Raw genomic sequence first — 22,646 nt, 5'->3', positions numbered from 1 at the left:
GTGGACTAGACCAACTCTGCCGGACGGCCTGATCCCGGGCGCCGCCATCGCACCACCACCAGCCCCACCGACACCACCACCGGCACCCCATCCGATCAGGCCCTGCCCAGAGCGCTCCTGACCAGAACGCTCGAAACAGGACCGCCGGACCGCCGAGCGCGGTCCCGCGGAGGGGAGACCGCATGCGCGCAGGCGCACATCGCTACCGCTTAACCAGCATCCTGACCGTCACCCTACTCAGCGCGGCCATGTCCGTCGCCGGTTCACCGGCACACGCGGATCAGCACACCGCACGGAACCGACCCGACCGGATCGCCCAACAGATCACCGACGGGCTCCAGTTGGCACACCAGGGCGCGGCCAGCCCGGGCGGGCTGAACTTCGATCCGTCGCTGGCCCTGCTGCCGGCCGAGGCCCGGGGCAAGGTCAACTTCCTTCAGGCCGACGTGGATCGGGGAGCCCGCGGCAAACTCCGGGCCGCACGGCGGGACTTGGCCGGGCTCGCGGCCGCGACGCCGTACACCGAGAAGGAACCCGCGGGCACGCTCGGCGCCAACGACAGGGTGCCGACCGCCGAGCGCATCACGGGTTTCGGCACCGGCACCCGTCAGAACTCGGCAGTCGCCATCACCGGTGACCTCGCCGAGGACCCCAACATCGTTACCCTGCCTGCCGGTTCGGAGGACAACGGGTCCATCCCGCTGGCCATCGACACCGGTGTGGCGGGTGCGCGGCAGGCCGTCAAGACCTCCGGCGTCATCGGTGACGGGCCGCACGGCAGCGCCGGTGACGGTCACGGTGACTTCGACTTCTACAAGATCTCCGGAGTACCGAGCGGCGTGGTTCTCACGGTGGACGTGGGCGCCCAGGGCGACCTCAACGCGATCGCGCGGCTCTACGACGCGAACGGCGGCACGGTGTTCTGGGCCGACGACCCGTCGAGTGGAAACGTTTCCGTGAGCCTGGCGCTGCCCACCACCGGGGACTACTACCTGATGGTGGCGGGGTCCGGCCCGAACATCGGCTCGCCCACCAACCCGAACGACCCCGCCAGCGGCGCCGGTTCGGGCTCCGAGGGCGCGTACAGCCTGAAGCTCTCCACCGAGCAGGGCGGGGACCAGGACGTCTACGGCGTCGACCTGAAGGCGGGAGACGTCGTCGGGGCCACGGTCACCGGTAGCGGACACCATCTGTCCTTCTACGACGCCGCCGGCACCGAGCTGATGGGCTCGGCCCTCGACGCCAGCGGGAGTTACGCCCCGGCATCGCCGCTGCCCGGCGGTGGCAACGCCACCGTCGACCTCGTGGCGCCGCGCGCGGGCCGGTACTTCCTCGCCGTGAGCAACGGAGTCGGCGCCTATCAGGCCGAGTTGGAGGCATACCGGCCGGGAACCGAGGTGGAGCGCAAGGGCACGGTCCAGACGCTCTTCCTCAACTTCGACGGCGCTCGTGTCAACACGTCGATCTTCGGTTCCGGCGGTGCGCAGCACGACCTGTCACCGCTGTCCGCGTTCCTGCCCGGCTGGGGGCTCAGCCCAGCCGACGAGAACAAGGTGATCGACGCCGTCGTGGCCTCGGTGAAGGAGAACATCGCGACCGATCTCGCCAAGAAGGGCACCGACCCGCACTTCGCCGTCCGGGTCCTCAACAGCCGTGACAATCCTGACCCGTTCGGGCAGCCCGACGTCAGCCGGGTCGTCGTCGGCGGCTCCATCGCCGAGTCCGGGATCCCGACCATCGGCATCTCGTCCTCGATCGACCCCGGCAACTACGGCCACGAGGACACCGCGCTCGTCCTGCTCGACCTGCTGAGCGCGGCGGCGCCGAACCCGAACTCGCTCAACACCTATCTGGGGCCGCGGAGCGACAAGATCGGCTTCATCGGCCGGGGACTCGGCAACATCATCACGCACGAGATCGGGCACTACTCGGGCAATTGGCACACCGACCAGTTCGACGACACCGCGAACCTGATGGACCAGGGCGGCAACATCGCCCAGATGCTGGGCGTCGGGGCGGACGGCATCGGCGGTACGGCGGACGACGTGGACGTCGACTTCACCACCGACTCCTACACCCCGCAGGAGCCGTTCACCGGTTCCGAGGACACCCTGAACACGACCGCCTGGGCGTACAGCCGCGGGCTCGGCTGAGCACCCGCACGAAGGCCTCCCCGCCCGCCCTCCCGGGGGCGGGCGGGGAGGCCGCGCCGCGTCGGGCCAGGGGCATTGTCAGTGGTGGCAGGCAGGATGAGAGTCATGACAACTCCTGCAGCTGTGATCGTGGATGCCGCCGCCTACGCGCAGGCGGTCGAGGACGCGGTGAAGGCGTCGGCCGCCTATTACGCCGGTGGCACCTCCGCGCTGGACGACGACTCCTACGACCGGCTGGTGCGCGGCATCGCCGCGTGGGAGGCCGAGAATCCCGAGCAGGTGCTGCCCGACTCCCCCACCGGGAAGGTGGCCGGTGGCGCGGTCGAGGGCGATGTCCCGCACACGGTGGCGATGCTGAGCCTGGACAACGTGTTCTCGGCGGAGGAGTTCACCACCTGGACGGCCTCGCTGGCGCGAAGAATCGACCACGAGGTCACGCGGTTCAGCGTGGAGCCGAAGCTGGACGGCCTCGCGATCGCGGCCCGGTACACGCGCGGCCGCCTCACCCGGCTCATCACCCGCGGCGACGGCACGGCCGGGGAGGACGTCTCCCACGCGATCGGCACCATCGAGGGCCTGCCGCAGGAGCTGGCCGAGCCGGTCACTGTAGAGGTGCGGGGCGAAGTCCTCATGACCACCGCCCAGTTCGAGCACGGCAACGAGGTCCGCACCGCACACGGCGGCCAGCCCTTCGCCAACCCGCGCGGCGCCTCCGCGGGCACGCTGCGCGCCAAGGAGCGCGCCTATACGGTGCCGATGACGTTTTTCGGCTACGGCCTGCTGCCCCTCGCCGACACCGACGCCGACCTCGCGGCGCGGCTGGCCGAGCTCGCGCACAGCGACCTCATGACCCAGGCGGCGGCCTACGGGGTCAACACCACGGCCACCACCGACGTGCCCGGCGTCACCGCCGGCACGGTCGAGGAGGTGCTGGCCCGGGTCCAGGAGATCGCCGCGCTGCGGGCTCAACTGCCGTTCGGGATCGACGGGATCGTCATCAAGGCCGACCTAGCCGCCGACCAGCGGGCCGCAGGGTCGGGCACGCGGGCCCCGCGCTGGGCGATCGCCTACAAGCTGCCCGCCGTGGAGAAGATCACCCGGCTGCTGGAGGTCGAGTGGAACGTGGGCCGCACCGGCATCATCGCCCCGCGCGCGGTCCTGGAGCCGGTGGAGATCGACGGCGCGACCATCACCTACGCCACGCTCCACAACCCGGGCGACATCACCCGCCGCGACCTGCGCCTGGGCGACCACGTCATGGTCCATCGTGCCGGTGACGTGATCCCCCGCATCGAGGCCCCGGTCGCGCATCTGCGCACCGGTGAGGAACAGCCGATCGTGTTCCCCGAGGTGTGCCCGCGCTGCGGCTCCGCCATCGACACCAGCGAACTGCGCTGGCGCTGCGAACAGGGCCGCAACTGCCACCTGGTCGCCGCCCTCTCCTATGCCACGGGCCGCGACCAGCTCGACATCGAGGGACTGGGCCACACCCGCGTCGTCCAGCTCGTCGACGCCGGTCTGGTCGCCGATCTGGCCGACCTGTTCGCCCTCACGCGCGAGCAGCTCCTGGGCCTGGAGCGGATGGGCGAGACCAGCACCGACAACCTCCTCGCCGCGCTCACCGCGGCCAAGGGGCAGCCGCTGTCCCGGGTGCTGTGCGCGCTCGGGGTGCGCGGCACCGGCCGCTCCATGTCCCGCCGTATCGCGCGGTACTTCGCGACCATGGACGAGATCCGTGCCGCCGACGCGGAAGCGATGCAGCGGGTCGACGGCATCGGCACGGAGAAGGCCCCCTCGATCGTGGCCGAGCTGGCCGAACTCGCCCCGCTCATCGACAAACTGGTCGCCGCCGGTGTCAACATGACCGAGCCCGGCGCGACCCCGCCCGCGCCCATCACTGATGAAGCCGGCAGCGAAGAGACCACGGCCGACGACGGGCCGCTGTCCGGGATGACGGTGGTCGTCACCGGCGCGATGACCGGCCCCCTGGAGAAGCTCAGCCGCAACGAGATGAACGAACTCGTCGAGCGCGCCGGCGGCCGTTCCTCCTCCAGCGTCTCCAAGAAGACCACCCTGGTCGTGGCGGGCGAGAACGCGGGCTCGAAGCAGACCAAGGCCGAGACGCTCGGCATCCGCCTCGCCACGCCCGACGAGTTCGCGGCCCTGATCGCCGACTACCTCAACTGAGACCTGCCGCATGGGGTGTTCCGCAGCTCACAGTCGCCGACCGAACCTGAGCGGGAACAACTGAGGCAGGTGGCCCGTTCATCTATACGTGGCTGCGGAGGGGACAGTGTCCCCGGGCCTCACCTATAGCCCATGGGGACGATCGTCCGGCTGAAGCCCCATGGAGCCCCTCGCCGAGAGGCGACCGCCCTCCGCACGCCACCATGTACGGCCCCGGCTGGTCTCCCCCGTCCAGCCGGGGCCTTCTTTCACTCCGAGGAGCGACCTCGCGCACTCCGTGACCGGGGCAGAATGGACGCCACACAGCCGCTGCGGATGGGGAGTTCATGGACACGCGTACGTTCGACGCGCTGACGGAGTCGATGAAGAGCGCGTACGTCGCGGGTCTCAGCGAAGGCGCCGTGCCCCGCCCGGTCATCATGCCGCTGGTGCGCGGCGAGCTGGTCGGCCTGATCTGGCTGCGCCCGGTCAAGTCCGGCGAGGACGCGCTCACCGCGATCGCGTCGCTGTCGAACATCGCCGCGGCGGCGAACGCCGACGAGATCGTGCTCGCCTGGGAGACCCAGGACGTGGCCACCACCTGCGAACTCCCCGCCGACGGCCCGTCCCCCTGCCTCAACATGGTGCACGCCACGAAGGACGGCCACACGCTCCACCAGTTCCCGTACACCGAGGACCCGGCCTCCGCCGGACCCCAGTGGCAGCCGGCCCCGGCTCCCCAGCCCGACGCCAAACTGCTGCCTCCCGTGCAGGCAGCGGTCGGCTACGCCTTCACTCCCCTCGAACTGGACCATCCGTCCCCGTTCGGCGTCACGGTCGTCCTGATGGAAGAGGACGGCTACACCTTGCGCCTGACCGAGGCGTTCACCTTCTGAGCCACGCGCCACCCGGGACTCCAACACTCGGCTGATCACTGACTGCCGTGACAGACGCGACACACTTACCGGAACAGCGGCTCCCTACCGCCGCCCCGGGCCTACGCTGTGCCCGTGACCAGTGTTGACGTCGCCCCCGGACCCGCCGCCGAGAGCGGACCCGAGCCGCGCACCCAGTCCCTGATGCTGACCTTCTTCGGTGCTCATGTGCTGGGGCGGCCCGTCGCCGTGTCGTCGGGCAGTGTGATCGCCGCTCTCGGGAGGGTGGGGAGCACCGAGGAAGCGGTGCGGACCACCCTGAACCGGATGGTCAAGCGCGATCTGCTGGAGCGCCGCCGCCAGGGACGGAAGACGTACTTCGCGCTGACGCCGCACGCCGTGCAGGTGCTGACGGACGGCAGGGACCGCATCTGGCAGACCGGCGCGGTGAACCGCGACTGGGACGGCCGCTGGACGATGGTGGGCTTCTCGCTGCCCGAGGCGTGGAGCCGTGAACGGCACGATCTGCGCTCCCGGCTGATCTGGGCGGGCTTCGGCCCGCTGCAGAACGGCCTGTGGGTGGCCCCGGCGCCCGTCGACGTCCGCGAGATGGTGGCCGGGCTCGGCCTGGAACCGTATCTGCGTGTGTTCCGGGCCGAGGTGGAGTCCCCGACCGACGTCCGTGAGGTGCTGGAGCAGGCCTTCGACGTGCCGGCGATCGGCGCCCGGTACCGCGCGTTCCTGGACCGCTGGGACCGCACCGACCCCCTGCCCGCGGCGACCTCCGGCGACGACCTCGCCGGTCAACTCCTGCTGCACACCGACTGGTTGGATCTCGTACGACGGGATCCGCACCTGCCCGCCGAGCACCTTCCCGGAGACTGGCCCGCCGCGCAGGCGGAGACCGTCTTCCGCGGGCTGGCCAGCCGCTGGGAGCGACCGGCGGCGCGCGCGGCCGCACGTCTGCTGGACACCCTGACGCTCGACTGATCCGCGTACGGACCCCTCGCATCCACACCCGGCCCCCGTGCGCCCGCACGCGGATCCGGCCGCCTCATTATTGGTCACTCTATTGACGGCCATCAAAAAAGAGCCCTACATTCGCAGCGCTCTTCCAGTTCGTGCGACCGCCTCGCACGTCCAGCACGCTCCCCCTCGGTCCCCCCTGACTCGCGGAGCCGCCGTCATGCCCCGACCCCGTCTCTCGACCCTCGCCGCCGCCTGCGCGACCGCCCTCGCGACCGCCCTGATCGGCCCGGCGACCGGCGCCCACGCCGCGACCGCCGGTCACTACTCCGGCACGCTGGCCGACGGCGCCACCTGGATCGCGGACACGCCCGAGCAGTGGAACGGCACCCTGCTGCTGTTCAGCCACGGCTTCGGTCCGACCACCGCCGCCGACGCGCCCTCGCCCGCCGTGAGCCAGGCCCTGCTGGCCGCCGGTTACGCCCTCGCCGGGTCCTCCTACGACCCCAACGGCTCGATGTGGGCGCTCAGTTCGGCCGAGCGGGATCAGTTCGCCGCGCTCACCGCCTTCCGTACACAGGTCGGCACACCGACCCGCGTCATCTCCGTGGGCCAGTCCATGGGCGGACTCGTCAACGCCCAGATCGCCCGCGACGGCGCGGGCCGCGTCGACGGAGCGCTCGGTCTGTGCGGTCTGGTGGCGGGCGGTGTCGATCTGGACAACTACCAGCTGGACGCCGAGTACACCCTGGCCACGTTCTTCGACCCCGCCGACGCCGGTGCCCTGGTGAACCTAGACGGCCAGGCCGACGGCGCCGCCCTCGCCGCTCGGCTCACGACGGCCGTGGAGACGGCGCAGCAGACCCCGGCGGGCCGGGCCCGGATCGCTCTCGCCGCCGCCTATCTCAATCTGGCCGACTGGGCTCCCGGCCAACTGCCGCCCGCGCACGGCGACTTCGCGGGCCAGGAGCAGCAGCAGTACGCCTGGCTGGCCCAGGGCCTGCTCTCGTTCATCATCCCGGCGCGCTGGTCGGTGGAGCAGTCCGCCGGCGGCAACACCTCCTGGAACAAGGGCGTCGACTACGCCGGGCTGCTCCGCAAGTCCGCCCACGTCAAGCAGGTCGAGGCGCTCTACCGTGACGCGGGCCTCGACCTGCGCACCGACCTGAACCGGCTCACCCGCGGCGCGGACATCACCGCCGACCCGGCCGCGGTGGCCCACCTGAAACGGACCTCAACCGCCGGACAGGGACTGGCCGTTCCCCTGCTCGACCTCCACACCACCGCCGACCAACTGGTGCCCGTGGAACAGGAGTCGGCCTTCGCCGGGCGGGTGCGCGCGGCCGGAGACTCCCATCTCCTGCGACAGGCCTACGTGTCCCGCCAGAGCCACTGCAACTTCACCACCGCCGAAGTGGTCGCCGGTCTGCACGCCGTGGAACACCGGCTGGACACCCGGCACTGGGGCGACGCCACCACGGCCGCCCAACTCCAGCGCAGCGCCGACGAGTTGGGCCTCGACGGCGCCGCCTTCACCGACTACCGGCCGAGCGGCCTGACCGGTACCCGCTGATCCCAGAGCACCCCCTCCCCGATTCTCCCCGCGCGCCCCAGGAGCCCTCCGTGTCAATGACGACCGCACCCTCCACCAGGACCGCCGCCACCGGCCCCGGACTGACCACCGGCACCCTGGTCGCCGGTCTCCTCGCCGTCTGCCTCGCCCAGATCGGCCTGGCCATACCGGCCACGCTCAACGGGCTGTTCCAGTCCGACCTGCATCCGGTCGGCTCCCAACTCACCTGGATCTCCGACGCGTTCCTGCTCCCGGTCGCCGTACTGGAGCTGACCTTCGGCCTGTTGGGCGACCTCTTCGGCCGTAAGCGGCTGCTGGTCGGCGGCGCCGCCCTGCTGGCCGTGGGCGAGTTGACCAGTGCCACCGCATCCGGCGTCCACCAGCTCTGGGCCGGGCAGGCCCTCGCGGGCCTCGGCGCCGCCGCCCTGTTCCCGACCTCGCTGGCGATCCTGGCCGCCGGCACCACCTCGCCCGCACAGCGCGCCCGGGTCATCGCGATGTGGGCCGCCCTGCTCTCCACCGGCGGATTCCTCGCCCCGCTGCTCGGCGGCGTCACCGCGACCTACGGCTCCTGGCGCTGGTCGTTCGTCGTGGTCACCGCCATCGCCGCGGCGAGCGCCGCCGTCAGCGCCCTGTTCGTGGTCAACTCCAGTGCTCCGGAAGGCCGTTCACTCGACATAGCGGGCCAAGTCACCATCGGTCTGGGGCTGTTCGCTCTGCTCTACGCCATCATCCAGGGCCCGACGGACGGCTGGGCCTCGCCCTCGATCGTCATCGCCTTCGTCCTGGCGGCCGTCTTCCTCGCCGCCTTCGTCCTGGCCGAGAAGCGCGCCAAGTCCCCGCTCCTGCGCCTCGATCTGTTCAGCAACCGCGCCTTCGCGGTGGCCTCGGTCGTGGCCGTGGTGGGCATGTTCGCCTTCCTCGGCACCGCCTACTCCGTCAGCATCCGGCTCGGCCCGGTGCAGGACCAGGCCCCGATGCGGACGGGCCTGGCGTTCGTTCTGCTCAACGGCATCACGCTGGTGATGCTGCCGCTGACGGAACGGCTGCTGCGTACGGTCGCGCCGGGTCTACTCCTGGGCGCGGGGCTGCTGTTGATCGCGGCGGGCGACTACCTGGCGGCCACGCTGCCGATCACCGACACCGCCTTCACCTCGCTGATCGTGCCGCTGGGTCTGGTCGGCCTGGGCTTCTCGGTCACGGTCACCTCGATCACCGCGACGGCGGTCAACACCGTGCCGACCCATCTGGCAGGCATGGCGAGCGCCACCACCAACCTGCTCCGGGACTTCGGCTTCACCCTCGGCCCGGCCGTCATCGGCGCCGTCGCCCTCAGCCGCGCGGCCAGCAGTTTCTCCGCCTCCCTGCACGACTCCGCCCTGCCCTCGGCACTGAAGGGCGCGGGCACGGCCGTACTGGAGGAGGGCGGGCCGCTCGCGGTGAACGGTGCCTCGGCGGCCTCGCCGAAGCTGGCCGAGCTGCATCCGCTCGCCATGGACGCCCTCGGCCACGGCTACTCGATCGGCTTCGTGGTCTGCGGTACGGCCGCGCTGTGCTCGGCGCTGCTGGCTCTGGTCACGCTCCGGGGCCGTGCCACTTCGGATGGCGACGCGGCTTCACATGACGCCGCCGTACAGCCGGAGTAGTCCCGAGAGAGCCAACTCCCCACGGGTCAGCGGCTCTTGCGGACCCTCGCCGCCGCGCGGGCCTCCGCCGCCTTGCGGGCCTCGGCGGTCTTCCGGGTCTCCTTGCCGGCCCGGCCCGGGCGGGTGCCCATGCCGCGGAAGGGGGCGTTGCCGGTGCTGGTCTTCGTCTCGGTCGGCGGGCGCTTGGCGCCGGTGATGGCGGTCAACTTCTCCTCGCCGGAGCGGACCTGGGTGACGATCGGGCGGATACCGGCGTCGGACATCATCCGGTTCACGTCGCGCCGCTGGTTGGGGGTGACCAGGGTGACCACACGTCCGGACTCGCCCGCACGCGCCGTACGCCCGCTGCGGTGCAGGTAGTCCTTGGCGTCGGCGGGCGGGTCGACGTTGACGACGAGGTCGAGGGCGTCGATGTGGATGCCCCGGGCGGCGACGTTGGTGGCGACCAGCACGGTGATCTCGCCGTCCTTGAACTGGCCGAGCGTGTGCGTGCGTTGGGGCTGCGACTTGCCGCTGTGCAGGGCGGACGCGCGGACGCCGCTGGCCCGCAGATGGCGGGTGAACTGGTCCACGGTGGCCTTGGTGTCGAGGAACATCAGCACCCGGCCGTCCCGGGCGGCGATCTCGGTCGCCGTCGCGTACTTGTCGGCGGCGTGGATGTTCAGGACGTGGTGTTCCATCGTCGTGACCGAGCCCGACGCCCGGTCGACCGACGCGTGCACCGGGTCGTGGAGGTGGTCCTTGACCAGCTGGTCGACGTCACGGTCGAGCGTGGCCGAGAACAGCAGCCGCTGCCCGTCGGCCGGGATCTGCGCCAGGAGGTCCGAGACCTGCGGCAGGAACCCCAGGTCGCACATCTGGTCCGCCTCGTCCAGCACGGTGATCCGCACATGGTTCAGGAGGCAGTCCCGGCGCGACACCAGGTCGGTCAGCCGCCCCGGCGTCGCGACGACCACCTCGACGCCGGTGCGCAGCAGCGCCTGCTGCCGGTTGATCGACAGCCCGCCGACCACCGTCGCGAGCCGTACCCCCATCGTCTTCGCGTACGGCTCCAGCGCGTCGCTGACCTGCTGCGCGAGCTCCCGGGTCGGCACCAGGACCACGGCGAGCGGCCGCTTCGACTCCGCCCGCCGGCCCGCGAGCCGTACGAGCAGCGCGAGACCGAAGGCCAGTGTCTTGCCGGAACCGGTCCGCGCCCGGCCGAGCACATCGCGCCCGGCCAGCGCGTCGGGCAGGGTCGCCGCCTGGATCGGGAACGGCTCCGTCACCCCGAGGCCGGTCATCGTCCCGACCAGCTCGGGCGGCAGTCCGAGCGCGCCGAAGGAAACGGCCGGCGGCTTCGCGTTCATGGGGAACCTTCCTCAGTCCTGTGCCCGCAACGGCACCGGGGCCCGTACCCCTCGGTACGGGCCCCGGCGGCGTCGAAGCGTGCCCCCATTTTACCAGCGCGCCTCCGGCCCGCCCGCCGCCGCGAGGCATGTGCGGGATCGCGGTCGGTGACCGCCTGTCCGCCAGTAGGCTGTGACAGCTGCGCCACCCCACCAACACCCCTTCCCTCAAAGGGACATGGCCCGCAGCAGTCGAGTCGTTCCACTGCGTGAGGATGAAGCAACAGGTGCTGATAGCGGGCCGGTACCGGCTGAACACCACCATCGGACGCGGCGCGATGGGCGAGGTCTGGCAGGCGTACGACGAGATGAACGGCCGACCGGTGGCCGTCAAGCTCCTGCACTCCCAGAACTCCGAGCCCACCGCCACCGCCCGCTTCCGCCTGGAGGCCCAGACCGCGGGCCGGCTCAGCCACCCCCATGTGGTCGGCGTCCTCGACTTCGGCGAGCAGGAGGGCCGGCTCTACCTGGTGATGGAGCTGGTCGAGGGGGACAGCCTCTCCCACGTGCTCGCCCAGGCGGGTTCCCTGCCGGCCGAGCACGTGGCCCACATCGCCGCCCAGTCGGCCGCGGGGCTCAGCGCGGCGCACGACCAGGGCATCGTGCACCGGGACATCAAGCCCGGCAACCTTCTCCTCGGCTCCGACGGGTCCGTGAAGATCGCCGACTTCGGCATCGCGCACTTCATGAACGACCCGAACGGCGCGCTCACCGCGACCGGCCAGATCGTCGGGACCAGCCTGTACATCGCGCCCGAGCGCGCCCTGGGCCAGCCCGCAGGACCGCCGTCCGACGTCTACTCGCTCGGCTGCGTGCTCTACCAACTCCTCACCGGACAACCGCCGTTCCGCGCCGGCAGCGCCATCGCCGTCCTCCACCACCACCTCGACACACCCCCGGTACCCCCGCGGGAACTCGGCGTCGGACTCCCGCCCGCCTTCGAGAACTATCTGCTCGGTCTCCTGGCCAAGCGCCCCGAGGACCGTCCTACGGCGCGCCAGGTGGCCGAGTGGTTCGCGTCCGGCGCCTGGCGGGGGCGTCCCGAGCCCCTCCCGGCAGCCGCACCGCGCCCCGAGCCGACACCCAGCGCGACCGCCTGGGACGCGGCCGTGAAGCCCCGCACGAACACGGCTCCCCGCTCTGACTCCAGCCCCGGCTCCGTGACCACGTACGCCTTCCCGACCGCCGCCACCGCCGGCACCGCTCCGGCCCACCGCAACCGGCGCCGGCAGCGACCGGGAGGCCGCGGCGTCGCCGTACGCCGGTCGAAGACGCTGGTCACGGTCGCCGCCGTGGCGATCTTCCTCGGGGCACTGTTGATCGGCCTCGCCTGGTTCTCCCCCGACCACAGCTCGGCGGACACGACACCGACCGATCCGCCGAGCAGCACGAGTTCCGGCACGGCCGCGCCGTAGGCTCACGCCCCGCGCAGGCGGGCCTCCCAACGGGCGTGCGAGCGGCGGCCGGTGAGGCGCCACAGGACGCGGGCGGGCAGTGGCGCCTTGGCGAGGATCGCCCGCTGCTCCTCGGGGGTCGCCACCGCCATCAACGCGCTGAAGGCGCGCAGCAGATGCTTCTTCTCCAGTTTGGCCAGGCTGATCTCGCCGAGTTCCTCCCACTCGGCGACGCTCAGATGGTCGGCGGCCAGCGGGAGGATGGTGTTCTCCTCCTCGTCCATGTGCGCGGTCAACACCGTGCCCAGTTCGGTGAGTTGAGCCGCCACCTGCTCACAGACGGACGGCCGGGGATCGGCGGCCAGCCCGTCCAGCGCGCCCCTCACCAGCGTGACCAACTCCTCGAGCCGGTGGTGCTGTTCCTCCATGCGCGCGATCGCCTCGGCGTGCGGCGTCGTCCGCGCCGAGAGCCGGGGCCAGAGGAACTCGTCCTCGCTCACGTGGTGGGCTTCCAGACCCATCAGCATGAACCGCACCGCTTCCACGACCAGTTGGGCCCGCGCGGTGTCGCCGGGCCGCAGTCCGCGCACCAACTCCGGCAGTTCCGCGCTGGATTGGCGGAAGGTGCGGTGCACCACCACCATGTCGTGGACATCCGGCTTCGAGGTGACTACGTCAGACATGGTGCTCCCTAGCCCTTGCTCAGCTGGTCGTGGAAACGGTCTGCCAGGTCCGTCAGCTCTTCCGCGTCCCGCGCGGTCTGCTGCAGGTCGATGAGCACCTCGTCGGCGCCGGCCGCGTGGGCGGCGAGCAGGTAGTCCGAGACCTGTACGACCGTTCCCCGGTGCGGGACGGCATCGGTCGGCGCGGCCTCGGCCGTCACCGCGGGGTTCACCCGGACCACGGTGCGCAGGGCCTCGGGGTCACGTCCGTTGGCCTCCGCGATCTGCCTGATCTGGCTGATGACATAGGCGAGTTGGGGCACCGGAAGTGCCACGCCGGCCCAGCCGTCCGCGCGCCGGCCGATGCGTTCCAGCGTGGCCGGGGTGAAGCCGCCCAGGAGGACCGGCGGGCGGGGGCGCTGCACGGGGAGCGTGCCGATGTGCGCGCTCGGGATCGTCCACAGAGCGCCCCTGTGCTCGGCCGACGAACCGGACCAGACGTGATCGAGGACGTCCAGGATCTCCTCCAGGCGGGCCCCGCGCCCTCGCCACGGGACGCCGATGGCCTCGTACTCGTCGGACGACCAGCCGAGCCCGAACCCGATGTCGAGCCGCCCCCCGCTGAGGATGTCGACGGACGTCAGCGAACGGGCCAGTAGCAGCGGGGAGTAGAAGGGCGCGTTCAGCGTGCTGGTCCCCAGGCGCAGCCGTCGGGTGGCGTGGGCCAGGAAGGACAGTGTGGCGACGGGGTCCAGGAAGGTGCGGTACTCCTCCGGTACGGGACCGCCGCCCGGATACGGGTCGCGCGGCTGTGTCGGCACCAGGGCCCGGTCGCCCACCCACAGGCTGTCGTAGCCGATCGCTTCGACGGCGGAGGCGAAGCCGGAGATCGTGGCGGGGTCGGTGAACGACCCGTACTGGGGAGAGCCCAGGCCGATTTTGAGCATGTCTGTCACCTGTTCGAGGAGGTCTGCGGTCCGTTCTCGGATCACCCTCCGGGATACGGATCGACAGGCGATCAACGGCACGTGAACGCGGAACCGGCTCGGCGGACGGACGGCCTCAGCGCTTCGCCGCTTCCCGCCGCAGGCTGTCACTCACCTCGTACACATGCCGGGCCGCGGCGATGTCCACCTCGGCCCGGTCCGAGCTCAGGGCGGTGTACAGGCGGGCCACCTGCTGGAGGAAGTAGGCGGGGCTTTTCGGATCGTCCTCCGCTCCGGCGACGGTCTCCGACTCGGCGAAGAACATGACGGCCTCCGAGCTCCGTCCCTGGTCCACCAGCACGACGGACAGCAGCCGGGTGGCCATGAAGAACGTCAGCGGGTCGGCGCCGTCGCGCAGCCGCCGGACCGCCTCGCGCAGATCGGTCTCCGCCGCCGCGAGATCACCGCGGATGAAGGCGAGCCAGGCCCGGATGTGCCGGATCTGTGCCTTCAGCGCCAGGTCGTCGCCCCGTTCGGTGGTCGCGACCGCCTGGTCCGTGATCCGTTCCAGTTCCCGCTGGTGCGCGGGCCCGGCGAAGAGTCCGCTCGACGCGATCACCGACAGCGCGGCGACGACGATCGTCGAGGCGCCGGGAATGTCGCGCAGCACCCGGGCGAACACCGAGACCAGCAGCGTGTGTTCGGCCAGCAGCCAGGTGCGCGCCTCCTCGGCGTCGGCGAACCGCAGCCCGGTCAGCGGCACGGAGAAGAGATGGATGCTGAGCGAACCGGCCTGCTCGGTCGCGCTCATGGCCTGCAGCAGGGTGGCGTGCAGGAACATCGTCAGCCGCACCAGCGCCGCCTCGCGGTCCGCTACGGCGTCCTCGCGCTCGGCCCGCCGGGCGGCGAACGCCCGTACCAGATCGTGGAACCGGTAACGGTCGGCCGAATGCGGTTCGAGCAGACCGGCCTCCACCAGGTGCTCCAGTTGCTCCTCGGTCTCGTGTTCCGGCTGGTCGAGCAGGATCGCGGCGACGGCGACCGGGAAGTCGGCGGCGTCGAGCAGCGCGCACAGGCGCATCGCCCGGGCCCGGTCGGGGGCGAGGGCCCGGTATCCGACCTGGAAGGTGGCCTCCACCGACATGTCTCCGGCCCGCAGCTCGTCGAGCCGCCGTTCCTCGGCGCGCAGGCGCTGCAGCTGCGCGCCGAGCCCGCGTCCGGGACGGGCTGCCGTACGGGCGCCGATGATGCGCAGCGCCAACGGCAACTGCCCGCACGCGTGGACCAGTTCGAGCGCGAGTTCCGGGGCGGCGGCGATCTCGGCGTCGCCGGTGAACCGGCCCAGCATGGCCACCGCCTCCCGCTGATCGGGCACCGGCACCTCGAAACGCGTCGCGCCCGGCGGTACGAGCGACCGGTGCCGGGTCGTGATCAGCGCGGCGTTTCCGGGGGTGCCCGGGAGCAGCGGGGTCACCTGGGCGGTGTCGGACGCGTTGTCCAGGAGCACCAGGATCCGGCGGTCGGCGGTCAGGGTCCGATAGGCGCCGGCGCGGGCGGTGGGCGTCACGGGGATGTCGGCGGCGGGCATGCCGAGCGCGAGGAGGAAGTCGACCAACACGTCGGCGGGGTCGGCGGGTTGACCCCCGTCGCCCCGCAGGTCCACATAGAGCTGCCCGTCCGGATAGTCGCCGCGGATGCCGTGGGCGACGCGCAGCGCGAGCGCGGTCTTCCCCACGCCGCCGATCCCGCTGAGCACCGCGAGCGCGACCGCTTCCCCGCTGGGCCGCAACGCCAGCCGGAGCCGCTCCAGCAGCCGCTCCCGGCCGACGAAGTCGCCCGGCGCCGGGGGGAGTTGCTGGGGGCGGACGCGGGCCGGCGCCTCCTCGGTCCGTGTGGTCGCCGACGGGTCGGGGGCGACGGCGGAGGCTGTGGCATCGGTCGATGCCGTAGGAGCCGTAGGACCGGTCGAGGCGGTGGCACCGAACGACGGCGCGGCGCCGGCGAGTTGCCCCTCGGGGCGCGGCTCGACGGCGTCCGGCTCGGTGCCGCTGAGGATGCGGGTCTGCAACTCACGCAGTTCCGGCCCGGGATCCATGCCCAGTTCGGCCACCAGGGTCTCGCGGGCCTCGGCGTGGACGGCCAGGGCCTCGGCCGTCCGTCCGGCGCGGTACAGCGCTCGCATGCGCAGCGCGTACAGGTCCTCGCGCAGCGGATGGTCGGCGATCAGGGAGATCAGTTCTGTCGCGACGCGGGCGTGGTCGCCCAGTTCGTCGGCGCAACTCAGCCGCGCCACCTGGGCGTTGAGCCGGAGATCGACGAACCGTCCGCGGTGGCGGCGGGCGTAGGGGCCGGGTACGCCGGACAGCGGCTCGCCCGACCACAGCGCGAGCGCGGCGTCGAACGCGCGCAGGGCGGGGGCGGTCCGCCGTGCGGCGCGCAGTTCCTCGCCTTCGCGGACGAGCCGCTCGAAGCGCAGCGCGTCAACTGCCTCTTCCGGGATGCCGAGTTGGTATCCGCCCTGGGTGGTCTCCAAGCGGGACCGCTCCTCGCTCAGCGAGAGGCGGATGCGATAGACGTACGTCTGCACCGAGCGCACCGCGTTGCCCGGCGGCTCTTCCCACAGCGCGTCGATGAGGTGGTCGAGGCCGCACTGGCGTCCCTCTCCGAGCAGCAGCCGGACCAGAACCGCGCGCTGCAACGGGCTGCCGAGATCCAGCACCCGCCCGCCGAGCCGACCGCTCAATGGCCCCAGCAGCCCGAATTCGTACCCATCCACCGCCATTGCCACTTGACGGAGTCTAGTGGCGGAACAAAGCGGAAGTCGTACCGGCGCCGGTCGTGACCATGCCCGCCCGGGGATCCATAAAGGGGAATCCAGGGCGGGCTGTGGTTATGGCTGCTCGTGCTGTACGAGGGGCACGGGTCAGCCGCGGCGCAGCATCATGACGACCGCGACGATGACAATGATGACGACGACGGTGCCCAGACCTATGTACACGGGTTTCTCTTTCCCTCGGGGAGCGGCACCCCTGGGTGCCGCAGAAAGCCGAGTACCCCCGACAAAGCCTTTCAGCCCACTGCGGCACCATGTTTGGAAAAGCCCCGGAAAACTCAGGTCAGCGGCGGTACGTACCGCAGCGGACGGCCCGCTCCACCGTGGCGGCCATGGCCTGCTGGCCCTGGGCGTTGGGGTGGGCGGGCGCGATCGGGGCCGGCGCTACCAGGGGTTCGATCCAGCGCTCGCCGGCCGCCTTGCACATGTCGTGTCCGACGGTCGGGGAGTAGGTGTCGACGTACCGCGCGCCGTTCGCCGCCGCCCGGTCCGCGAGCATCGCGTTGAGCTTCTTCTCGGTGTCCCGCAGATAGGCGAAGTCACCGGCGGCGAGCGGCACGGCGGAGCTGGTGCAGCCGACCCCGTCGTCCGGGAACAGGTCGGGATAGCCGACCACCAGGACCTCGGCGTACGGAGCCCGCTGCCGTACGGCGTCCAGCGCGGCGGTGATCCTGGGAGCGATGTCGTCGACGCGCTGTGCCAGCCTGTCGGTGCCGTCGCTCGTGAAGAAGGTCTGGCACGGGTTGCCCGTCGGGTCCTTCGACGTCAGTCCGGCGCAGGTGGCCAGGTTGCTGGAGAAGCCGAGGTCGTTGCCGCCGATGGTCAGGGTCACCACGTCCGTGTCGGCGCCGAGTGCGTCCAGTTGCGGCGGCTGTGAACCCTGCGGTCCGGCCAGGGCCGTTGTGGTCGCGCCCGAGCAACTGACGTCGGTCAGCCGCCAGTTCCTCGCCGCCGCGAGGAGGGACGGGTAGTTCTGGTCGGACCGCGCGCAGGCGGCGTCGACCTGGGTCGGGATGCCGGGGCCTGAGGCGTAGGAGTCGCCCAGGGCAACGTAGTTGACGGGCGTACGCGCGGTGGATATCGGGCCGGCGCTCGCCGCTGTCGCTCCCGCGGCGGAGAGGGCCATCGCGCAACACGCCACCGTGGCGCCGCGCGACAGGCCGCGCCGGCCCGAAGTTCCCTTGGTCGGTTCGCTGTTCAAGTCCATCCATTCGTCGGGCCCCCGAAGCTCTCGTCGAGTCGCTCGGCCAACAGGCCTCAGCCTCGGGGGCGTTGTGCTGGCGTGACGTCAAACGGCCCGCGCACCAAGGAGGTTCACCGCTGGGGGCAGTGCCCTATTGGTTGTGGCTGCGCCGGAGGTGGGACTCGGCGTAGGCGTGGGCCCGGAAGGCGAGGACGGGGTCGTCGGAGAGCTGGATGCCGGCGGTGACACGGGTGGGGTTGAAGGCCTGCGCGTTCCCGTGGTCCTGGTCGTCGGCGGGTGCGGTGATCTCCAGTCGCCCGGCGGTGAACTCCCTGCGGTGATCGGGCCAGACGGTGCTGGGGTCGTGGGTGGGGTCGTCGGGTTCGGCGAGCTGGATCCGCAGGTCGAACGCCACCGGTGCGCGTTCCAGGCGCCGGTGCAGTTCGTCGGTCAGGTAGTGGGCGGTGCGGGTGGCGGCGTCGGCGGCGGTGAGTTCGGCGCGTCCGGCCTCCGGTTCCCAGCGGTACCGCACGGGCCGCCTGGCGCCGTCCGCGTCGACCCAGATGAAGGCGTGGATGGCCCAGTAGGCGGCGGTGGCGTAGCTGACGGGTATGGGCGGCCGCTGCGCGACGGCTTCCGCCAGGTGGGGATGGACACCGACGAACGCGTGCACCCGGGCCAGGTCCGGCCGGTGGGTCACGGGGTCGGGGCGCAGGGCCTCGGTCAGCTCAAGGAACTCCCTGGGCGTCGAGGCGACGAACCGGGGGACGCTGAGGGCGACGAGGTCGGTGTCACCGCCGTCGTACAGGTGGAAGCGGACCGCCATGCCACGGGTCACCGGCGCGGTGTCGGGCGTGCGCGGATCTCCCTCGGAGTTCGAGAACCGTACGGTCGCCGGAACCGGCCGCGTCTGCAGATGCGCGGCGGTGGTCAGCGCGGCCGCGGCCCCGCTGGGCGTGAAGGTGGCCCGGAAGCCGGCCCCCCGGGCACTGGACCGGCGGTATCCGGGATGCCTCCCGCTCATCCGCTCCATGCTGTCGACGACCCGGACGGCCATGGTCTGATCTGCGGTACTGCTTGACATGGCATTCCTTAGAGGACGAACCGATCACGGGGCCGTTGCGGTCTACGAGCCGCTCCGGGACCCGGTTCACTCGTCGCCGGGATCAGTCGCCACGATCGAAAGCAGTGCGGGTACGGGACTTCGCGGATCAGCGATGCCGGCCCGGGCCGTTCAGCACTCCGGTGAAACCGGCGAGCAGGGAAGGGTTGTTGGAGAGCCAGGCCCGCACATGGTCCGTCCCGATCGCGCCGCTGGGACCGGACGTGAAGTAGGCGTCCAGCTTCTCCAGCAGGGCGCCGACCGCTCGGCGGGCCAGCGGCTCGCGTACCCGGTCGAGCGCTTCCCCGGCGCGGTCCATCCACAGCCTCGCGTCGCCGGACGCCGAGGGGGTGGGCGGGCCGAACGTCGTCACCGCCACCAGGCCCACGGCGGCCATCGCCCGGCGGTCGAGCGGCGCCGTGGGGCTGTCCCAGACGGCGGCGAAGATCGTCCGCGCGTCCTCGAAGCGGCCGCCGTAGAACGCCAGGGTTCCGCGCAGGATGGCCGCCGCCGCCCGGAGGTCGTCCGCGCTCAGTTCGTCCGCGAGGCGGACCACCTCCGAGAGCCGGTCCTCGGCCGTCTCGACCGCGCCCTCCGCGATGTCCAGGCACACGATCCTGAGCGCGGCGTACGCGTACTGGCCGCGCGCGCCGATGGAACGGAGGATGCGTGCCGCCTCGGTCCAGTGCGCGCGGGCGCGGTCGCGGAGGCCGGCGCTCTCGTCCGCGTCGCCGCGGAGCGTGAGGGTGCACGCCCTGGCGAAGTCGTCGCCGGAGGCGACGGCCGCCGCGACGGCGGTCCGGCCGTGGCCGCGGGCACCGTCGATGTCGCCGACCTGGAGGCAGTACGTCGTCCAGTTGGTCTGGAGGATCGCCCGGTCCCAGTGGAACTCGGTGCCCGCGACGCCCTGTTCGGCCCGTACGAAGAGCTCCGCCACGTCGTCCTGCCCGGTCAGCATGGCGTGGAGCGGCTCGTAACAGGGGCCCAGGACAGCGAGGTCGGGGTTCTTGGCCTGGCGCCAGGCCTCCTTGAACCGGTCGATGAAGTGACCGCCCTCCGCGTACCGACCGACGACGTGGTTGAGCCAGACGAGCCACGCGAGGGCGTAGAAGAGCGCCCGCTCGTCCTCTTCGGTGGGCTCCGCGGCAGCCCCGTCATGGGCCAGCACACTGCGCTGGAGACGGTCGATGCCCTCTTCCTCACGGCCGCTGATGATCCAATAGCTGCCCCGCCGTGCCTCCAGCGACAGGGCCTGAGGTGCCCTCGACCGGGCCATCATGAGGTCCGAGGCCGCCCTGATGTTGGCGGACTCCGCGGTGTGCCGCCGGATCAACTCCCCTTGGTCGCCGGGCGCGTTGGCGTCGGTGCTCTCCTCTACGAAACGCAGGGCCCACGCCATGAAGCATTCCTCGGCCTTCGCGGCCCTTCCTTCGGCCCGGAGCCGGTCCAGCGCGTACTCGCGGACCGTCTCCAGCATCCGCAGCCGGCTTCCGTCGGGCGTCGAGACGGTGAACAGGAGGGATTTGTCGACCAGTTGGGCCAGTACTTGCAGGATCTCGTGGCAGTCCGCCCCGGGAAGGCAGATGGCCGTCTCCGCGAACTCGACGGAACAGCCGCCGACATACAGGGCGAGTTCCGTCAACACCCGCTGCTCGGTGGCGTCCAGGAGGGCGTAGCTCCAGTCGAGGACGGCCCGCAGGGTGCGGTGCCGGGCGGGAGCGGTCCGTTTGCCCTTGGCGAGCAGGGCGAAGCGGTTGTCAAGGCGGAGTTCGATCTCGCACACCGGCAGCAACCGCACGTGCGCGGCGGCGAGTTCGACCGCGAGGGGCAGTCCGTCGAGCCTGCGGCAGAGCGAGCGGATGTCGTGCATGGCCGTCTCGTCCGCGGTGAAGGACGGGTCGATCATGAGGGCGCGGGTGCTGAACAGGTCGGCGGCCTCACCGTCGGCCATCGGCGCCAGGGGATACAGCGTCTCGCCCGCAACTGCCAGCGGGGCTCTGCTCGTTGCCAGGACGGTGAGTGCGGGGCACCGGCCGAGCAGGACCGCCACGAGCGGGGCGACCGCGTCGAGCAGGTGCTCGCAGTTGTCGAGCACGAGCATCGCCCGGCGTCCGGCCAGGAACGAGGTGAGCCGGCGCACATAGTCGTGCGGCGGCTGATCGGGCCGGACCGACGCGTCCGACAGCCCCAGGACTCCGGCGATCGCCGCGAGGACACCCGCGCCGTCAGCCGCCGCCAGATCGACCCACCACACACCGTCGTACGCGGGCTGCGTCAGCACACACGCCTCAAGCGCGAGACGGGTCTTCCCGACACCGCCTGGCCCTACGACGGTCACCAGCCGCTCGCGACCCAGGGCCGCGCGCAACCCGTCGAGTTCCTCGGCGCGGCCGACGAACGGGCCGAGGGGATGGTCGGGACCGCCTTCGCCGGGCGTCGGATGGGAAGCGGGGCGGTCCGTCGGGCGGGGATCGGGGCGAGCCGAGGACAGCCGTACGGGGTCCGTGGCCGCCGTCCCGGGACGCGGGTCGCCCGCGAGTATCGCGTCGTGCAGGGAACGGAGTTCGGGGGACGGGTCGGCGCCCAGCTCGGACCTCAGGAGTCTGCGGCCCGATTCGTACACGTCCAGCGCTTCGGCGTGCCGCCCGCACCGGTGGAGCGCGAGCATCAGGCGCGCCCGGGACCGTTCCCGCAGCGGCGCGGCGGACACAAGTGCCGTGAGTTCGGGGACCAGTTCAGCAGCGCGGCCGAGTTCGAGACCCGCCGCGCCCGCGTCCTCCTGTGCGCCCAGGCGGAGTTCCTCCAGGCGCAGGCGCTCGGCGTCGAAGACCCGGCCCTTCAGGTCGTCCAGGGCGCGGCCCCGCCACAGGGCGAGTCCCCGCCGCAGAACGTCCTCGGCCTGCCGGTGCGCCCCGGCCGCCAGGTGCTCGCGGCCCTCGCGGACCGTCGTCTCGAAGCGGACCGTGTCGAGTTCGTCCTCCGGCGCCAGTACGAAGCGGTATCCCCCGTACTGCGACCGCAGCCGTCCGTCGCGGCCCCGGGTCGCGAGGGCCGCGCGGAGCTTCGTCACCTGGACCTGGAGGGCGTTGACCGGGTCCTTCGCCTCACGCTCCTCCCACAGTTCGTCGATGAGGGTGTCGCGGTGGACGACCGCTCCCCCGGCCAGCAGCAGCCGGGCGACGATCGCGCGGGAGACGGCTCCCGGAAGAGCGACGGCACCGCTCCCGTCGGCCAGTTCCAGGCGGCCGAGCAGTCGGAGGTGCAGGGCGTCGTCGTTCATGTGTCAGCCTTCATCGGCGGTTCCGATGCCCGAAACCTGGATTTCCCACCTGTATTCCGAGCATGCCCATGACCGTACGAGGCAGGCGGTGGTTACCCGCAAGGGATACTAGTACCCATTGGGTACTGTTGGCCTATGACCAAGACATCGGGCCTCTGCGACGACCCCAAGAGCGTCTACTCCGCGGCCTGCCCCTGCCGCGACATGCTGGACCTGCTCGCCAACAAGTGGAGCGCCCTCGCACTGGGCGCCCTCGAGGACGGACCCCAGCGCTTCGGCGCGCTGCGTGCCCGGCTGCAGGGTGTGAGCCCCAAGGTTCTCACCCAGACGCTGCGCCGCCTGGAGGACTACGGCCTGATCGACCGCGAGATCTACGCCGAGGTCCCGCCGCGGGTCGAGTACAGCCTGACCCCGCTCGGCAAGGACGCCTGCGCCCCGCTCTCCCATCTGCGCAGCTGGGTGGAGCAGAACATCGACCGGTTCCCGGAATCGGCCTGAT

At 71.6% G+C, this 22,646-nt stretch carries 15 protein-coding genes; 8 read left to right on the top strand and 7 right to left on the bottom strand.

Features of this window, described 5'->3' with window-relative positions; all coding sequences use genetic code 11:
* The first annotated feature begins 182 nt into the window (after positions 1–182).
* The 6 genes from OO69_RS02060 (at position 183) to OO69_RS02035 (ending at position 9,379) form a co-directional block, all read left to right on the top strand.
* The gene (locus OO69_RS02060; protein WP_033278557.1) at positions 183–2,153 is read left to right on the top strand and encodes a PPC domain-containing protein; all 1,971 of its coding nucleotides are present in this window, start codon (positions 183–185) and stop codon (positions 2,151–2,153) included.
* A 96-nt stretch (positions 2,154–2,249) separates the two neighbouring features.
* Positions 2,250–4,340, top strand: a complete 2,091-nt coding sequence (gene ligA / locus OO69_RS02055) for an NAD-dependent DNA ligase LigA (protein ID WP_078652256.1) — start codon at positions 2,250–2,252, stop codon at positions 4,338–4,340.
* Between the two features lie 326 nt (positions 4,341–4,666).
* The gene (locus tag OO69_RS02050; RefSeq protein ID WP_033278555.1) at positions 4,667–5,215 is read left to right on the top strand and encodes a hypothetical protein; all 549 of its coding nucleotides are present in this window, start codon (positions 4,667–4,669) and stop codon (positions 5,213–5,215) included.
* Between the two features lie 108 nt (positions 5,216–5,323).
* Positions 5,324–6,184, top strand: a complete 861-nt coding sequence (locus tag OO69_RS02045) for a PaaX family transcriptional regulator C-terminal domain-containing protein (protein ID WP_033278554.1) — start codon at positions 5,324–5,326, stop codon at positions 6,182–6,184.
* Between the two features lie 196 nt (positions 6,185–6,380).
* The gene (locus OO69_RS02040) at positions 6,381–7,733 is read left to right on the top strand and encodes a hypothetical protein (protein WP_033278553.1); all 1,353 of its coding nucleotides are present in this window, start codon (positions 6,381–6,383) and stop codon (positions 7,731–7,733) included.
* Positions 7,734–7,789: 56 nt separating this feature from the next.
* Positions 7,790–9,379 carry an MFS transporter gene (locus OO69_RS02035; protein ID WP_033278552.1) on the top strand — a complete coding sequence of 530 codons (1,590 nt, stop codon included), beginning with the start codon at positions 7,790–7,792 and terminating at the stop codon, positions 9,377–9,379.
* Positions 9,380–9,405: 26 nt separating this feature from the next.
* Here the strand turns inward: OO69_RS02035 and OO69_RS02030 are convergent, their stop codons facing one another.
* Positions 9,406–10,728: a DEAD/DEAH box helicase gene (locus tag OO69_RS02030; protein WP_033278551.1), complete on the bottom strand. Its 1,323-nt coding sequence runs from the start codon at positions 10,726–10,728 to the stop codon at positions 9,406–9,408.
* A gap of 254 nt (positions 10,729–10,982) precedes the next feature.
* Here OO69_RS02030 and OO69_RS02025 point away from each other — a divergent pair, with 254 nt between their 5' ends.
* Positions 10,983–12,182 carry a serine/threonine-protein kinase gene (locus tag OO69_RS02025; protein WP_078652255.1) on the top strand — a complete coding sequence of 400 codons (1,200 nt, stop codon included), beginning with the start codon at positions 10,983–10,985 and terminating at the stop codon, positions 12,180–12,182.
* A gap of 2 nt (positions 12,183–12,184) precedes the next feature.
* Here the strand turns inward: OO69_RS02025 and OO69_RS02020 are convergent, their stop codons facing one another.
* The 6 genes from OO69_RS02020 to OO69_RS49325 all read right to left on the bottom strand — a co-directional run bounded on the left by OO69_RS02020 (position 12,185) and on the right by OO69_RS49325 (position 22,147).
* Complete coding sequence (locus OO69_RS02020; RefSeq protein WP_033278550.1) at positions 12,185–12,844, bottom strand: hemerythrin domain-containing protein; 660 nt, start codon at positions 12,842–12,844, stop codon at positions 12,185–12,187.
* An 8-nt stretch (positions 12,845–12,852) separates the two neighbouring features.
* Complete coding sequence (locus OO69_RS02015; protein ID WP_033278549.1) at positions 12,853–13,770, bottom strand: TIGR03619 family F420-dependent LLM class oxidoreductase; 918 nt, start codon at positions 13,768–13,770, stop codon at positions 12,853–12,855.
* A 115-nt stretch (positions 13,771–13,885) separates the two neighbouring features.
* Positions 13,886–16,531, bottom strand: a complete 2,646-nt coding sequence (locus tag OO69_RS02010) for an AfsR/SARP family transcriptional regulator (RefSeq protein ID WP_234444319.1) — start codon at positions 16,529–16,531, stop codon at positions 13,886–13,888.
* Between the two features lie 334 nt (positions 16,532–16,865).
* Positions 16,866–17,789, bottom strand: coding sequence for an SGNH/GDSL hydrolase family protein (locus OO69_RS02005; RefSeq protein ID WP_078652254.1), 924 nt, complete (start codon positions 17,787–17,789; stop codon positions 16,866–16,868).
* A gap of 127 nt (positions 17,790–17,916) precedes the next feature.
* Positions 17,917–18,849 carry a catalase family peroxidase gene (locus tag OO69_RS02000; RefSeq protein ID WP_033278548.1) on the bottom strand — a complete coding sequence of 311 codons (933 nt, stop codon included), beginning with the start codon at positions 18,847–18,849 and terminating at the stop codon, positions 17,917–17,919.
* A 127-nt stretch (positions 18,850–18,976) separates the two neighbouring features.
* Positions 18,977–22,147, bottom strand: coding sequence for an AfsR/SARP family transcriptional regulator (locus tag OO69_RS49325; protein ID WP_051800714.1), 3,171 nt, complete (start codon positions 22,145–22,147; stop codon positions 18,977–18,979).
* Between the two features lie 135 nt (positions 22,148–22,282).
* Here OO69_RS49325 and OO69_RS01990 point away from each other — a divergent pair, with 135 nt between their 5' ends.
* Positions 22,283–22,645: a winged helix-turn-helix transcriptional regulator gene (locus tag OO69_RS01990; RefSeq protein ID WP_051800713.1), complete on the top strand. Its 363-nt coding sequence runs from the start codon at positions 22,283–22,285 to the stop codon at positions 22,643–22,645.
* Position 22,646: the final 1 nt, after the last annotated feature.

This window comes from Streptomyces sp. NRRL F-525 (assembly GCF_000716605.1).
In the GTDB taxonomy this organism is placed as follows: domain Bacteria; phylum Actinomycetota; class Actinomycetes; order Streptomycetales; family Streptomycetaceae; genus Streptomyces.
The sequence above is the reverse complement of the archived record's forward strand: the minus strand, read 5'-3'. Positions and strand labels throughout refer to the sequence as shown.